We start from the raw sequence: 15,219 nt of genomic DNA, 5'->3' as shown, positions 1-15,219 counted from the left end.
TTAAGCCTCCCTTCAGCGTCCCTTCAGCAATACATAAGCAAGCCATAAGGAAGCGTTAAGCTACCGGGCGGGACAATGCCGGAGCCAACAAGGGAGAGGAAAGACCATGCGTCTGCTACTGGTCGAAGACGACGACATGATTGCGGAAACGGTTTTGGGCGCGATGCGCCGCGCCGGCTACGCGATCGACTGGGCCGAAGACGGCCGCGCGGCAGAGCTGTCGCTCGGCAATGGCGTGTACGACCTCGTGCTGCTCGATCTCGGCTTGCCGAAGAAGGACGGCATCGACGTCCTCAACGCCTATCGCAAGGGCGGCGGCGCCGCGCCGGTCATCATCCTGACGGCACGCGATGCCGTCGACGAACGGATTCGCGGCCTCGACGCCGGCGCCGACGACTATCTGATCAAGCCATTCGACCTCGACGAACTGGCCGCGCGCGTGCGTGCGCTGCTCAGACGCCGGACCGGCCAGAAGCAGCCGGTCTACGCGCACGGTGAGCTTACGCTCGACCCCGCCGCACACGAAGTCACCAAGTCCGGCGAGCCACTGCCGCTCGTGCCGCGTGAATTCGCGCTGCTGCAGGCGCTGATCGAAGAACCCACGCGCGTGTTCACCAAGGCCGCGCTCGAAGAGAAGCTGTACGGCTGGGGCGAAGAAGTAGGCAGCAATACCATCGAAGTGCACGTGCACAGCTTACGGCGCAAGATCGGCGCGGATCAGGTGGTGACCGTGCGCGGCGTGGGCTACCGTCTGAAGAGGTGCTGATGACGTCGATTCGCCGCTGGCTGCTGGGCTGGCTGATCTTCGGTCTGGCGGCCGCCTCGGGCGTGGCCGGCTATGGCATCTTTCATACGGCGCGCGAGGAAGCGAGCGAACTGTTCGACTACGAGCTGCGCACGATCGCGTTGTCGCTGCCATCGAATCTCGCCGGCGCGGGCGACGGCGAACATCGCGACCCCGACCTCGGCGGCCTGGCCGACGACCGGGTCGTCATCGAAATCTGGGACGGCGCCGGCAAGCTGGTTTATCACTCGCTGCAGGCGCCGGTGTTTCCGCGCCAGCCCGCCGGCTACAACACGGTCGAGCGCGGCGAGTATCACTGGCGCACATTCGCCGTGCAGCAGGCGGAACGCTATATTCAGGTGGCGCAGCCTATCTCCGTGCGCGAGGACCTCGCGATGCAACTCGCGCTGCACACGCTCTGGCCGCTCGGCGTGCTGGTGCCGGTGACGATCGTGCTGGTCCTGCTGGTGGTGGCGCGCGGGCTGGCGCCGATCGGCGGCCTGTCGCGCGCGCTGTCCACCCGTACGATCGATTCGCTCGAACCGCTGCGCCTCGACGGCAGCGTGCCGGTCGAGATGAAGCCGCTGGTCGAAGCGCTCAACGATCTGCTGCAGCGGCTGCACACGGCGTCGCAGGCACAGCGCACGTTTATCGCCGATGCCGCGCACGAGTTGCGCTCGCCGCTCGCCGCATTGAAGCTGCAATTGCAGGCCGCGTCACGCGACGGTTCGTTAAAGGGCGAAGGGCAAACGCTCGAACGCGTCGAAGGGCGCGTCAACCGCATCATTCACCTGGTGCAGCAACTGCTGACGCTCGCGCGCGAAGACGCGCATCCGGTCACGTCGATGGTGCCGGTCAGCTTGCGCCGGATCGGCGAGCAGGCGGTGGGCGATTTTTCGCTGCTGGCGGAAACGAAGGAGATCGACATCGGCCTGGAATGCGAGGGCGCGCGCACGGAGGGCGATGCTTATACCGTGCTGGCCGAGCCGCACGGCATGAGCGTTCTGCTGGGCAATCTGATCAACAATGCGATCCGGCACACGCCGCGCGGCGGCCGTGTCGATGTGATCTTGAAGCGTGCCGGTACGCGCGTTGGCGTCGAAGTCGCCGATACCGGCTCGGGCATTCCGGAGGCCGAGCTCGAACGGGTCTTCGACCGCTTCTATCGAGGCGAAGAGGCGCAAGGCGAGGGCAGCGGCCTCGGGCTGGCGATCGTGTCGCGCATCGCCGAGCGGCATCAGATGGACCTTTCCCTTCGCAACAACGAAGGCGGCCACGGCTTGCGTGTGACCGTGTCCGGCCTGAAGGCGCATGAGGCTGAAGCGCCAGCGGCCCTAAAAATCTGACGACGTTCAAATCATCACGGCGTGTCGAGCGGTTTCACCGCGCGCGCGTCGGCGCCGTCTTCGAAAAACGCGATGAAATACTGAATTTGCTTGAGGTTCGTGACGCGCGCGAACGGGGGCGGAGAAGGGGCAGAAGGGGGCGAAAAAGGGCGAAAAGGCCCGAAAACATTGCGTTTGACCGCACCACGCCGAGGCCACATGGAAGCCCGCGCGCAAGCCCGCGCGGCGCGGCTCGCGCCATCGTCACGAACGTGTTTCCTTACGCTGCTACAATCTCGTCTTTCTCGATCGATTGTGCGCTATGGGTTTCGAACAACTCGCTGAACTGAAGAAGCAATTGGCCGCGGCTCGCCGCGAGGCTGCGCCTGCCGCGAAGTCCGGCGCCAAGCCTGCTTCGAAGGACGCTTCCAAGCCGGCTAAGGACGCTTCCAAGCCCGCTGCAAAGGATGCGGCCAAGCCGGGCGCGAGGCCTGCCCGCAAGCCCGCGCCGCCGCGCCGTGCCGCGCCCGCAGCCGCATCCGACGCCAAACCGGCGGTGGAGGCGAAGCCGGTGGACCCGGTGGTGAAATCGATCGGGCGGCTGCAGAAGCGCTTCCCTATTGCCTTCCCCAAGAATCCGGCGCCCAAGCTGCCGCTCAAGGTCGGTATTTTCGAAGACCTCGTGGTGCACGCCAAGGAACTGTCGCTGAGCGAAGCCGAATTGCGCGACGCGATCAAGACGTGGTGCCGTGGCAGCCGCTACTGGAAATGTCTCGTGGAAGGCGCCGCTCGCGTCGATCTGACGGGCGCCGAGGCGGGCAAGGTCACGGCGCAGGAAGCGGCGGGCGCGCAGCGTCTGCAGGCGCATCGCGCGGGCAGGGGTGCGGCGAAGGCGGCAGCCGGCGCGGCGAACGCGAATGTGACCGGCGAGGCAGCCACGCAAGCGACGGCTGAGGCAGCCACGCAAGCGCCCGCCGACGCAGCCACGCAAGCGACGGCTGAGGCAGCCACGCAAGCGCCCGCCGACCCAGCCACGCAAGCGCCGGCCGAAGCCGCGAATGCGCCATCCGAGGCCGCCACGGCTTCGCACGACGGCGAAGCGAGTAAGGCGTAGGACGGGATTCGACGGGCACGCTAGCTGATCGGAGACACTGCACACGAAACCGTGCAGGAGACCGGCCGCGAAACCGAGCACGAAGCATCCCGCACAGCCACCGCTGAACCGGCCACTTCTCCGGCCACCCGCGAAGCGTAAAACCCGCCACCCCGCCTAGGGGTGGCTGCCTTGCCGCGACGCAGCCCCCAACCGGCCGCGCACGAAGCCGACGTGTTCGCGCAGCACATAGAACGCGTCGGCGTAAGCGAGCGGCATGCGCAGCCGATTCAACGAATCCTCGATCTGATCCAGTTCCGCGAAGAGCCGCTTGCGCTCCTCGTCGGTCGAATCGGCGAGCGCGCCGCGTTCGATCGCAATCAGCGAACCATAGTAGCGATAGATGCGCGAGCGCACCCGCCAGCGATAAAGCGCGGGAATCAGGCGCATGGCCGGGAACAGCAGCACGGCCATCGGCAGCAGCAGAACGAGCGTGCGGTCGCCGATGCTCGCCAGCCAGAACGGCAGCGTCCGGTACAGAAAGCTCTTGCCCGTCTTGTAGTAACGCTGCGCGTCCTCGCTGATCTGATATTCACGCGCGACCGGACTCGGAAATTCTCCCGCCCGCTGCAACAGCCCCGGCATGCCGTGCACTTCCTGCGCCGCTTCGATCAGCAGATCGGAAATGGCCGGATGCAGCGTGGTGCGGGCCACCAGCTCGACGGTCGGGCTGATCAGGTGCACCGTTTCCGGCGGAATCCTGCGCTTCAGGTCCAGCACGCCGGCCGGCAGGTCGATCTGGTCCAGATAGGGAAAGAGACGCGTATAGGCGCCCGCTTCGGCGAAGTTCATCACCGACACGCCGGGCACCTTGAGCAGGCGCAGCATTAGGCCGCGAGTGGCCGAGTCGCCGTTCAGGATCGCCGCGTCGACATCGCCCGATACGAGCTGGGTGGCGGCCTGCAAGCCGTCGCTCGGCACCAGGGTGGTGTCGCCGCCCGGTTCGATGTCGTTCGCATCCAGCAGTTTGAGCGCCAGCAGGCGCGTGCCGCTGCCTTCGCGGCCCACCGCGATGCGTTTGCCTTCCAGTTGCGAAAGCTGGCTCAAGCCCGTGCCGCGGTAGAACACCACCACCGGAATATAGAAAACGCTGCCGAGCGACATCAGCGACGAGGTGTCGAGGCCGTCGGCCACGCCGCCTTGCACGAGCGCGACGTCGACACGCTGCTTCGGGTCCAGCAGACGTTGCAGGTTCTGCACGGAGCCGTCGGACTCCAGCACGTTCAGCTTGATGCCGTTGCGGGCAAGGATTTTCTTGTACTGCTCGGCGGCGACGAAAAACGAGCTGTCGCGCGGTCCGGCGCTCAGGGTGATCGTCCTGGGCGGTGCCGGATCGATCAGCCAGACGACCAGCGTGACCATCAGGATGATGACCGTCGCCACGACGACATAGAGCAGGGTATGGTCGCGCCACTCGGCATGCGGCTCTTCGCCGGGAAAGTGCGGGGGACGCGGGCGCTGCGCTTTCATGGACACTCCGTGCCGGGAGCCGGGATGAAACGCATTGTCCACTGTCCGTGGCGGGTTTGCCGTCGGCAGTTTGCTCTATTGACCGGGCGGGCGCGAAGCTCTTGCTATTCGGCGACGCGGGCGGCCGGCGTGACACGTTCAAAGACCTGCGCTGCATGCGTGGCGCATGGGTGAAATGCCCGACATAAGGGCCGCTGTCACGACCGGAATGCGGCGTCGACCGTGGCATAATCCGCGACAACTTCCCCATCGTGTCGCCAGGCGCATCGTGAGTTGTTTCTATCGGAAGATCGGCAGTTGGCTGGGATTGTTCGCGATCCTGATGGCCACGCTCGCTCCGACGATCTCCCACACGCTCGCCGCACGCAGCGATGAAAGCACCCTGTCAGACGAGCATTGCGATATGCCGTCGATGGCGTCCATGGGTTCGATGGGGTCGATGGACTCGATGCGGGAAGACATGCCGGACGCGACAGCGGTCACATCCACCGCGGCCGATCAGGCAGCCGACAAACACACCGACCACACCGCCATGTCCAACGGCGACGCCTGCGGTTATTGCAGCCTGCTCGCCCACATGCCGGTCGTGCCGAGCGTCGAGGCGCTGTTCGTCGTCACCGTCCGCGCTTTGCAGCACACCGTCGCGACCCGCTTCGAAAGCGTGCGCCGCGTCGAACCGCTCACTTTCGCTCAACCCCGCGCCCCGCCGTTCGCATCCTGATTCGAGTCACCACGGCGCGATGCATCGAATGCATCGCGGCTGCCGCCGCACGTCCCTGTCGACTGTGCGCGCCGGCATTGTCACGACCCATGAAACTGGATGAATCATGCCTACCCACTCAACGCCCCGCGAGAAGTCCCGTTTGGGGACGCGCAATGGGCAACCGCTGCGTTCGACGGCGCTTCTCGCCGCCACCGCCGGCGCATTGCTGTGCGCGCCAACGCTCGCCGGCGCCCACGCCATTGCGGGCAACCGCGTCTTCCCATCGACGATGGCTGTCGACGACCCCGGCGTCGGCGACGAAGCCAACCTCCAGTTCGGCCATCAACGCGTGCCGGGCGACAACGGCGACCAGAGCATCAACACCTTCGACTTCGAGTACGACAAGCTGATCACACCGCGGCTCGCGGTGTCCGTCGACGGCACGTATGCCATGCAGAACAATCCGCGGGCGCACGGCTTCGACAACTTCGGCGTCGGCTTGAAGTACCTGCTGTACGTCAACGACGCGCACGAGTTCATGACCTCGATCGGCGTGGATGCCGAACTCGGCGGCACAGGCAGCCGCGCGATCGCCGATAACTTCTCGACGATCTCGCCGACCGTCTATGCCGGCAAGGGCATGGGCGATCTGCCCGACTCGCTGGCGTATCTGCGGCCGGTCGCCATCACGGGCGAAGCGGGACCGGCGCTGACCACCGGCGCGGGACAGCCGAACGCATTCAACTACGGCTTCACCGTGCAGTACAGCTTGCCGTATCTGCAGCAGCACGTGCGCGATGTCGGCCTGCCGCAGCCGTTCGCCAATCTGATTCCGCTGGTGGAAATTCCGTTGTCGCGCAGCCAGGGGCAGACGACCGGCACGGTCAATCCGGGCTTCATCTGGATCAATCGTTATGGGCAGTTCGGCGTGGAGGCGCAAATCCCGATCAATCATGCGAGCGGGTCGCATGTGGGCATTCTGGTCCAGGCGCATATCTTCTTCGACGATGTCGCGCCGGCCACGATCGGCAAACCGCTGTTCCAGTAACGCAGGAGAGTGATGATGAATGGCACGATGAAACACCAAGGCTTGCGCGGTATAAACGCCGCGGCGAAACTGGCGGCGCTGTTCGCCGGTCTTGTATTCGCCAGCGCGGCCCTCGCGCACGTGTTCCCTCAAAAGCAGGAGCCGGGAGCGGGCGCGACGGTGGCGTCACCCGCGCAGGTGCGAGTGATTTTCGACGGCCCGCTCGAACCGGCGTTCAGTTCGCTGACGGTGACCGACGCGAGCGGCAAGCAGGTCAACACGGAGAAGGCCACGGTCGATGAGCATCAGCCGGCGCTGATCGCCGTGCCGTTGCCGCCGCTCGCGGCCGGTCACTACACGGTGCATTGGGTGGCCGTGGCGTCGGACGGACATCGCACCCATGGCGACTATGCGTTCAATGTGAAGTAGTCTGAACGAAGTAGCCTGAAGCGGTGATGCGCTGCGTCATCCATCGAGCGATGGCGCAGCGTGTGAAAAGGTCTATTATCGAAAAGACGCATCGAGCGCCTGGCTGTGCAACGCAGCCGTCTTCGCCTTCGGGGAGAAGAACACATGATGGAGTTCGTGAAGGCGTTCCCGATAGTGGCGCCCGGCCATCAGCGCCGGCGGATCGCATGGCTCTACGCGTTGCTACTGACCTTCAATCTCGCCGCGTGGCTTGCGGCCTTCATGGCGTTTCGCGGTTATCCGCTGCTGATGGGTTCCTGTCTGCTGGCTTATTCGCTCGGTTTGCGGCACGCCGTGGACGCCGACCACATCGCCGCCATCGACAACGTCACGCGCAAGCTCATGCAGTCCGGCCAGCGTCCGCTGACGGCAGGGCTGATGTTCTCGCTCGGCCACTCCACCATCGTCGTACTGGCGACGCTCGGCATTGCCGTCACCGCGATGGCCTTGCAAACCCGGCTGAGCGGATTCAGGGAAACGGGCGCCATGATCGGCACGCTGGTGTCGACGTTTTTCCTGTTCACCATCGCGCTGCTGAACCTCATCGTGCTGCGCTCCGTGCTGCGTGCGTTTCGGCGCGTGCGCCGCGGCGAGCCGTACGTCGACGAAGATCTCGACATGCTGCTCGCCAATCGCGGTTTTCTCGCGCGCATCTTCCGGCCGCTGTTTCGCCTGATCACACGAAGCTGGCATATGTACCCGCTCGGCTTTCTGTTCGGCCTCGGTTTCGATACCGCGACCGAAGTCGGCTTGCTCGGCATTTCCGCGGCGGGTGCCGCGCAAGGCATGTCGATCTGGTCGATCCTCGTGTTTCCGGTGCTGTTTACGGCGGGTATGACGCTGATCGATACCACCGACAGCATCCTGATGCTGGGCGCTTACGGCTGGGCCTTCGTGAAGCCGGTCCGCAAGCTCTACTACAACCTCACGATCACGACGATTTCGGTGCTGGTGGCGCTGCTGGTCGGCAGTATCGAAGGCCTTGGGCTGGTGGCCGACAAGCTGCATCTGAATGGCGGATTCTGGCAGACGGTGGCGGTTCTCAACGATAACTTCGGTATGCTCGGCTATGCGATCGTCGGCGTATTCGCGGCCGCCTGGCTATTGTCCGCGGCGGTATATAAGTGGCAGCGAATTGGCGAGATGGAGATCCGTTCCTGATTACGACGCGTGAAATGAGCGTGACCCCAACCCTTATGGGCTATCGTCAGAGAATTGAACAGGGCGCGTGGATGCGGCTATCGCGGCACGCGAAGTTTCGCGAAAAAGCTATGAAAATTGGGTTATTTCGCATCGCTGAACTATACTCGAACAAGTTTTTCGGGCTCATTGCGATGAGCACCATTCTAACGAAAACATGCAGCAAATCCGATCCTTTTAACCGCCCCCCACGCGGACCTTACCCCGATCGATTGCTGGACACGTGACTGCCGTGCGGCGCTCGCCACGTATCTTTGTCTGTCACAAAAGAACGTGAACGTAGTGGAGACACATCATGGCGGAAGCAGACAACGTCCCGTATGGGCGCAAGACTCAGCACGCGCCGGCCCTCAAGGAAGTGCACATCATCTGGATTACCGCGGGCCTCGGCTGCGACGGCGATTCGGTATCCATTACCGCAGCCACCCAGCCGAGTATCGAGGACGTGATTCTCGGCGCGATTCCCGGCTTGCCGAAGGTCCATTTACACAATCCCGTGCTGGCGTATGAAAACGGCGACGAGTTTCTCAAGCCGTTTCATCAGGCCGCGCGCGGCGAACTGGATAACTTCGTGCTGGTGATGGAAGGCTCGATTCCCAATGAGCGTATCAATCGCGAGGGTTATTGGGCCGCATTGGGCACCGACCCGGATACAGGCGACCCGATCACGATTCCGCAATGGCTCGACCGCCTCGCGCCGCGCGCGCTGGCGGTGGTCGGCGCGGGAACCTGCGCGACGTATGGCGGCATTCACGCGATGCAAGGCAATCCGACCGGCTGCATGGGTCTCGCCGATTATCTCGGCTGGGACTGGAAATCGAAAGCGGGCCTGCCGATCGTCAACGTGCCGGGATGTCCGGTGCAGCCGGACAACTTCATGGAGACGCTGCTCTATCTGCTGTATCAACTCGCGGGCCTCGCACCCATGATTCCACTCGACGACGCGTTGCGGCCGAAGTGGCTGTTCACCCGCACCGTGCACGACGGTTGCGACCGGGCGGGTTCGTACGAGCAGGCGATCTTCGCGACCGAATACGGCAGCCCGAATTGCATCGTCAAACTCGGTTGCTGGGGACCGGTCGTGCAATGCAACGTGCCCAAACGCGGCTGGATGGCGGGCATCGGTGGCTGCCCGAACGTGGGCGGCATCTGCATCGGCTGCACGATGCCGGGCTTCCCGGACAAGTTCATGCCGTTCATGGACGAGCCGCCCGGCGCGGTGCTGTCGTCGAATCTGATCAAGAGCTATGGCCCGCTGATCCGCAGCTTGCGCAAGCTGACCAGAAACACGCTCAACGATGAGCCGAAATGGCGTCACAACCGTTCGGAACTCACCACCGGTTACCGTCGCTGAGAGGGTGGAATTCGCGCAGTCAGTGTCGTCAGCATAGTCAGCAGGAGAAGGTCATGGCCGTCAGCACCGCACCTGAAGCGACCAGCACCACCCAGGCAGCGCCGGGCAAGCTGGTCGAAATGAACTGGGATCCGATTACGCGGATCGTCGGCAGTCTGGGGATTTACACCAAGATCGATTTTGCGAACCGCCGGGTGGCGGAATGCTATAGCACGTCGTCGATCTTTCGCGGCTATAGCATTTTCATGAAGGGCAAGGACCCGCGCGACGCGCATTTCATCACGAGCCGGATCTGCGGCATTTGCGGCGACAATCACGCGACCTGCTCGGTCTACGCGCAGAACATGGCCTATGGCGTGAAGCCGCCGCCGATCGCCGAGTGGATCGTCAATCTCGGCGAAGCGGCCGAATACATGTTCGATCACAACATCTTCCAGGACAACCTGGTGGGCGTGGACTTCTGCGAGACGATGGTCAAGGAGACCAATCCGGGCGTGTGGGCCAAGGCGCAGAAAACGCCCGCGCCGCATGCGGACAAGCATGGCTATAAAACCATCGCGGAGATCATGACCGCGCTCAATCCGTTTACCGGCGAGTTCTACCGCGAGACGCTCATGGTGAGCCGCTATACGCGCGAAATGTTCTGCCTGATGGAAGGCCGCCACGTGCATCCGTCGACGCTGTATCCGGGCGGCGTGGGCACGGTGCCGACCATTCAGCTGTTCACCGACTACATCACGCGCCTGATGAAATACGTGGAGTTCATGAAGAAGGTCGTGCCGCTGCACGACGATCTGTTCGACTTCTTCTACGAGGCACTGCCCGGCTATGAAGAAGTGGGCCGGCGCCGTGTTCTGCTCGGCTGCTGGGGTTCGTTCCAGGACCCGAACGTGTGCGACTACAACTACAACACCATGACGCAATGGGGCCGCGGCATGTTCGTGACGCCGGGCGTGGTGGTGGACGGCGAACTGGTCACGACCGATCTCGTCGACATCAACCTGAACATTCGCATTCTGCTCGGCAGTTCCTATTACGACGACTGGGATCACGAAGAAACCTTCGTGAAGAACGACCCGCTCGGCAATCCGGTGGACCGCAAGCATCCGTGGAATCAGACCACGCTGCCGCATCCGCAGAAGCGCAAATTCGACGGCAACTATACGTGGGTGATGTCGCCGCGCTGGCTCGACAAACGCACGGGCGACCACCTCGCGCTCGATACCGGCGGCGGTCCGATTGCGCGCCTGTGGGCCACCGCGTTGGCGGGACTGGTGGATATCGGCTATCTCAAGGCAACCGGTCACAGCGTGAAGATCTATTTGCCGAAGACCGCGCTCAAGCCCGAAGTCGAATTCGAATGGAAGATTCCGAAGTGGAGCAATGCACTCGAACGCGATCGCGCCCGCACGTATTTTCAGGCTTATTCGGCAGCGGCGGCGTTGTATTTCGCCGAGCAGGCGCTCGCCGAATTGCACGCGGGCCGCACCCGCACCTTCAGCGATTTCACGGTACCGGAAGAAGGCCTCGGCTGCGGCTTCCATGAGGCCGTGCGCGGCGTGCTCTCGCATCACCTTGTGATTCGCGAGGGCAAGATCGCCAACTATCATCCGTATCCGCCTACGCCCTGGAACGCCAATCCGCGCGATATCTACGGCACGCCTGGCCCTTATGAAGACGCGGTGCAGAATACGCCGATCTTCGAAGAGAACGGTCCCGACAAGTTCAAGGGCATCGACATCATGCGCGCGGTGCGCAGCTTCGATCCGTGTCTGCCGTGTGGCGTGCATATGTATGTGGGCAACGGCAAGACCATCGACGCCTCGCACTCGCCGACTTTCGGCGTGATGCAGGGAGCGCATACGTGAGCACCGGGATGAGCGACCAGCGGGCGGTCGCCGCCCAGCAACGCCGCATCGACGAATTGATTGCGGCGCTGGAAGCGCTCGACGATCCGCCGGCGCGCGAGGGCGCCCAGGAACTGCTGCAGGTGGTGCTCGATCTGCATACGAACGGGCTCGCGCGTCTGCTGGAAATCGTTTCGTCCGCCGGGGCAATGGACGACGCCATGGTCGAAGCGTTCGAACGCGACGCCGGTGTGTCGGCGCTTTTGCTGTTGCACGGTTTGCATCCGCAGGACCTGCCGACGCGCGTATCGCGCGCAGTGGAGAAGATGCGGCCGCTGCTCGGCGTGCAAGGCATCCAGATCGAATTGCTCGACGCCGCGGAAGAAGCGGTGCGCGTGAAAGTGGCCGGGCGTCTGCAAGGCAAGCACAATTCGGTCGGCGAATTGCGGGAGGAAATCGAGCTCGCGATTTTCGAAGCAGCGCCCGAGGCAATGCGCGTCGACATTGCCGGATTGCAGGACGTCAATGTGCATGAATTGCACTTCGTGCCCAATGTGCGCACTGAAGCACACACCAAGGTAGCCAGTCGGACCGAGGCCGGCGCGCAATGACACCCGCCGCCGCCACGACGCGCGGCTGGGTCGGGGCCGTGCGCCATTTCGTGCGCAAAGCCGACGACACGCGTTGCGAGTTGTGCGGCGCGCTACTGCTGGCCGACCATCCTCATCTATTCGAAATCGCCAAACGCCAACTGCGTTGCTGCTGCCGTGCCTGCGCGTTGTTGTTCGGCAATCAGCAGAACGCACGCTATCGTCCGGTGCCGCGCGACGCGCGTTATCTCGACGGCTTTCGCATGAGCGACGCGCAGTGGGACGCACTGGCGATTCCCATCGACATGGCTTTCTTCTTTCACGACAGTTCGGCGCAACGTATCGTCGCGCTGTATCCCGGACCGGCAGGCGGCACACAGTCGCTGCTGGATCTGCAGGCGTGGACCGAACTCGTCGCCGATAATCCGTGGCTCGCGCAACTGGAGCCCGACGTCGAAGCGCTGCTCGTGAACCGCAGCGAAGGCGCGCGCGAGTACTACCGCGTGCCGATCGACCAATGCTATGCGCTGACCGGCGTGATTCGCGCGCGCTGGCGCGGCGTCTCGGGCGGGCGGCAGGCGTGGGACGCGATCCATCGTTTCTTCGCCGCGCTGAAGACCCAGGGCCGCGTACCGGAGGGCTTGCTCCATGCCTGATCTCGGATTCACCGTCGAGTCGGCGGAAGTGGTGCCGTTTGCCGCGGCGCCGCTGCTGATGTTCAAGCTGCATATCGTCGACACCGCGGTTGAACCATCAGAGCAGCGCGAGATCGCCAGCATCATGCTGCAATGCCAGATCCAGATCGAAGCCGCAAAACGCCGCTACGCGCCCGCCGAGCAGTACGGGCTCGAAGACCTGTTCGGCATTCCGCCGCGTTGGGGCGATACGTTACGCACGCTGTTGTGGACGCATGCGTCGGCGGTCGCGCCACCCTTTACCGGTGAATGCACGCTCGATCTGCCCGTGCCATGCAGCTACGACTTCAATGTGGCCGCCACCAAATATTTTCACGGACTGGACGAGGGCGAGATTCCGCTGATGCTCCAGTTCAGCGGCACGGTGTTTTATCGCGAGCCCGATGGCGCATTGCAGGCCGCGCCGATTCCGTGGCACAAGGAGGCGGCGTACCGTCTGCCGGTGGCGCTATGGCGCGACATGATGGCTCGCTATTACCCGAACGGCGCGTGGCTATGTCTGCATCGCGACGTGTTCGATCGCCTCTCGCGTTTTAAAACCCGTGGCGGTCTGACGAGCTGGGAGCAGGCGGTGACGAGTCTGCTCGACAAGCTCGAGGAGGACATATCGTGAACGCGGTCGAGAGCGTGGTGCAGGCGGTGCTGTACGAAGGCTACATGCTGTATCCGTACCGGCCGACTTCGGTGAAGAACCGGCAACGCTGGACCTTCGGCGGCGTCTATCCGCGCGCCTATGCGGAGGCATCCGGCAGCGACCCGTGGGTGACGCAAAGCGAGTGTCTGCTGCGCGGCGGCGAGCACACGCGCGTGGCGGTGCGGCCCGGTTTTTTGCAGGTGATCGAGCGGATGGTGCTGGACGTATCGGGGAGCGCCGCGGTGCGGCCGGAATCGGGCGAGCCGGCATGGCGCACGGTGGCCCGGCTCGATATCGACGAACGGCGCTATACGCCGTGGCAGGAAGCCGCTGAACGGCATCTCGCGCTGCCCGTGCTGGTGCTGGGCGACTTGCTGAACGCCCCGCGCGATATGCCCTTTTCATTCGACGCCGGCAGTGAACTTGAACCGCTGGCGGACCGGCATGGCACGCTGCGTGGCGCGTTGCGCCGTACGCGGGCGGCGCTGCAAGGCCGCGTCGAAATCAGCGCGGCGGGCGTCGCGGCGGGCTTCTATCGGTTGAAGGTGCGCATCGTCAACGAGACGCCGCTCGATCATGCGCGCAATCTCACGCGCGATGCCGCGTCGCTGTATGCGCTGGTCTCGTGCCATACGGTGCTGACCATCGAGCGCGGCACATGGCTCTCGTCGATCGATCCACCCGACGACCTCGCGGCGGCGTCGGCCGCGTGCCGCAATATCGGCGTGTGGCCGGTGCTGGTCGGCGATGAACAGCGGCCCGACACCATGCTCGCCTCGCCGATCATCCTCTACGACTTCCCACAGATCGCGCCCGAAAGCGCCGGCGATCTGTTCGACGCCACGGAGATCGACGAGATTCTCACGCTGCGCATTCTCACCATGACGGACGAAGAGAAGCGCGAAATGATCGCCACCGACGAGCGCGCTCGCGCCTTGCTCACGCGCACCGAAGGTCTGGGCGCCGAGCAGATGCAGAAGCTGCACGGCATCTTGCGGCAGGTACGCACGCTCGACGCGCCGAGCGTGGGCGCGTCCGTCTCTCCGGCGCAGACCGCCGTGCCCGTCTCGCCGTGGGCCGAACTTGACGCGCGACCGCATCTTGCCTGCGTGCGGGTCGCGGGCGTGGAGATTCGCATCGGCGATCAGGTGCGCTTGCGCCCGCGCGGCCGCGCGGACATCTTCGATATCGCGCTGAGCGGCATGGTCGCGACGATCGAATCGATCGAACGCGATTTCGACGACCACGTGCATGTCGCCGTGACCATCGACGACGATCCGGGCAAGGACTTCGGCGTGCAGCGCATGCCGGGCCATCGGTTCTTCTTCGGGCCGGACGAGATCGAGCCGCTTGGCCATGCTGCCGGCGCCCGGCGGGGGCTCGTATGAGCGCGATTCTGGTGGCCGGCATCGGCAACGTGTTTCTCGGCGACGACGGCTTCGGCGTCGAAGTGGTGCGGCGTTTGCACGAACAGTTGGCCGCGGGTGAGCTGCCGGGATTCGCGACGGACGTGAACGTCACGGACTTCGGCATTCGCGGCGTCGATCTGTGTTACGCGCTGCTCGACGGCGTGGACAGCGCCATCCTGATCGACGCGACACAGCGCGGCGGCGCGCCGGGCACGCTGTACGTGATCGAGCCGTCCATCGAGGAGTCGGGTGGGACGGCGAGCGACGACCCGTACGCGATGCCGATCCTGATGTCGCCGCATGAGATGGACCCGGCCAAGGTGCTGCAAACCGTGCGGATGCTCGGCGGCGGGTGCGAGGACATCGTCGTGCTCGGCTGCGAGCCGCAGGATTTCGGCTGCGACGGCGGCGAAGAAGGACGAATGAGTTTGAGCCGCCCCGTGGCGGCTGCGGTGGAACAGGCCGCTGAAGTGGTGGTGCGGCTCGTGACGGCGAAGCTGGAGCAGCGCGCCGCGCGCGTGGCCTGACTTGCGGGATGCGCGGACACGTCATGCATACGG

The 15,219-nt window shown here is 64.3% G+C and carries 15 protein-coding genes; 14 read left to right on the top strand and 1 reads right to left on the bottom strand.

Annotation, left to right across the window (positions count from 1 at the left end; all coding sequences use genetic code 11):
* Positions 1-106: 106 nt before the first annotated feature.
* From HF916_RS39685 to HF916_RS39675, 3 genes are all read left to right on the top strand, one after another.
* Positions 107-766 (top strand): response regulator, encoded by a 660-nt coding sequence (locus tag HF916_RS39685; protein WP_168794177.1) that lies wholly within the window; start codon positions 107-109, stop codon positions 764-766.
* Positions 766-2,130 carry a sensor histidine kinase gene (locus HF916_RS39680; RefSeq protein ID WP_168794176.1) on the top strand — a complete coding sequence of 455 codons (1,365 nt, stop codon included), beginning with the start codon at positions 766-768 and terminating at the stop codon, positions 2,128-2,130. Before HF916_RS39685 ends, HF916_RS39680 begins: the two co-directional genes overlap by 1 nt.
* A 301-nt stretch (positions 2,131-2,431) precedes the next feature.
* Positions 2,432-3,223, top strand: a complete 792-nt coding sequence (locus tag HF916_RS39675) for a ProQ/FinO family protein (RefSeq protein WP_168794175.1) — start codon at positions 2,432-2,434, stop codon at positions 3,221-3,223.
* A gap of 156 nt (positions 3,224-3,379) precedes the next feature.
* On the opposite strand, the gene HF916_RS39670 is transcribed toward HF916_RS39675, so the two are convergent.
* On the bottom strand, positions 3,380-4,732 hold the full coding sequence (locus HF916_RS39670) for a TAXI family TRAP transporter solute-binding subunit (protein WP_168794174.1): 1,353 nt from the start codon (positions 4,730-4,732) through the stop codon (positions 3,380-3,382).
* A 268-nt stretch (positions 4,733-5,000) separates the two neighbouring features.
* Here HF916_RS39670 and HF916_RS39665 point away from each other — a divergent pair, with 268 nt between their 5' ends.
* The 11 genes from HF916_RS39665 (at position 5,001) to HF916_RS39615 (ending at position 15,186) form a co-directional block, all read left to right on the top strand.
* The gene (locus tag HF916_RS39665; protein ID WP_206002064.1) at positions 5,001-5,453 is read left to right on the top strand and encodes a DUF2946 domain-containing protein; all 453 of its coding nucleotides are present in this window, start codon (positions 5,001-5,003) and stop codon (positions 5,451-5,453) included.
* Between the two features lie 106 nt (positions 5,454-5,559).
* Positions 5,560-6,483 (top strand): hypothetical protein, encoded by a 924-nt coding sequence (locus HF916_RS39660; protein WP_168794173.1) that lies wholly within the window; start codon positions 5,560-5,562, stop codon positions 6,481-6,483.
* A gap of 15 nt (positions 6,484-6,498) precedes the next feature.
* The gene (locus tag HF916_RS39655) at positions 6,499-6,891 is read left to right on the top strand and encodes a copper resistance CopC family protein (RefSeq protein ID WP_168794172.1); all 393 of its coding nucleotides are present in this window, start codon (positions 6,499-6,501) and stop codon (positions 6,889-6,891) included.
* A 144-nt stretch (positions 6,892-7,035) separates the two neighbouring features.
* On the top strand, positions 7,036-8,091 hold the full coding sequence (locus HF916_RS39650) for a HoxN/HupN/NixA family nickel/cobalt transporter (protein ID WP_168794171.1): 1,056 nt from the start codon (positions 7,036-7,038) through the stop codon (positions 8,089-8,091).
* A 334-nt stretch (positions 8,092-8,425) separates the two neighbouring features.
* A complete protein-coding gene (locus HF916_RS39645; protein ID WP_168794170.1) occupies positions 8,426-9,484 on the top strand; it encodes a hydrogenase expression protein HypE in 1,059 nt (352 codons plus the stop codon).
* 53 nt (positions 9,485-9,537) lie between these two features.
* Complete coding sequence (locus tag HF916_RS39640; protein WP_168794169.1) at positions 9,538-11,352, top strand: nickel-dependent hydrogenase large subunit; 1,815 nt, start codon at positions 9,538-9,540, stop codon at positions 11,350-11,352.
* Positions 11,349-11,942 carry a NifU family protein gene (locus HF916_RS39635; protein ID WP_206001964.1) on the top strand — a complete coding sequence of 198 codons (594 nt, stop codon included), beginning with the start codon at positions 11,349-11,351 and terminating at the stop codon, positions 11,940-11,942. Before HF916_RS39640 ends, HF916_RS39635 begins: the two co-directional genes overlap by 4 nt.
* On the top strand, positions 11,939-12,577 hold the full coding sequence (locus HF916_RS39630; protein WP_168794167.1) for a DUF5947 family protein: 639 nt from the start codon (positions 11,939-11,941) through the stop codon (positions 12,575-12,577). The genes HF916_RS39635 and HF916_RS39630 overlap by 4 nt, the downstream gene beginning before the upstream one ends.
* On the top strand, positions 12,570-13,229 hold the full coding sequence (locus HF916_RS39625) for a DUF6084 family protein (RefSeq protein ID WP_168794166.1): 660 nt from the start codon (positions 12,570-12,572) through the stop codon (positions 13,227-13,229). Before HF916_RS39630 ends, HF916_RS39625 begins: the two co-directional genes overlap by 8 nt.
* On the top strand, positions 13,226-14,638 hold the full coding sequence (locus HF916_RS39620) for a hypothetical protein (protein ID WP_168794165.1): 1,413 nt from the start codon (positions 13,226-13,228) through the stop codon (positions 14,636-14,638). Before HF916_RS39625 ends, HF916_RS39620 begins: the two co-directional genes overlap by 4 nt.
* The gene (locus HF916_RS39615) at positions 14,635-15,186 is read left to right on the top strand and encodes a hydrogenase maturation protease (protein ID WP_168794164.1); all 552 of its coding nucleotides are present in this window, start codon (positions 14,635-14,637) and stop codon (positions 15,184-15,186) included. Before HF916_RS39620 ends, HF916_RS39615 begins: the two co-directional genes overlap by 4 nt.
* Positions 15,187-15,219: the final 33 nt, after the last annotated feature.

This window comes from Paraburkholderia aromaticivorans, from assembly GCF_012689525.1.
GTDB classification, from domain to species: Bacteria; Pseudomonadota; Gammaproteobacteria; order Burkholderiales; family Burkholderiaceae; genus Paraburkholderia; species Paraburkholderia aromaticivorans_A.
Note: the sequence above shows the minus strand (reverse complement) of the source record. Positions and strands in the feature narration are given on the sequence as shown.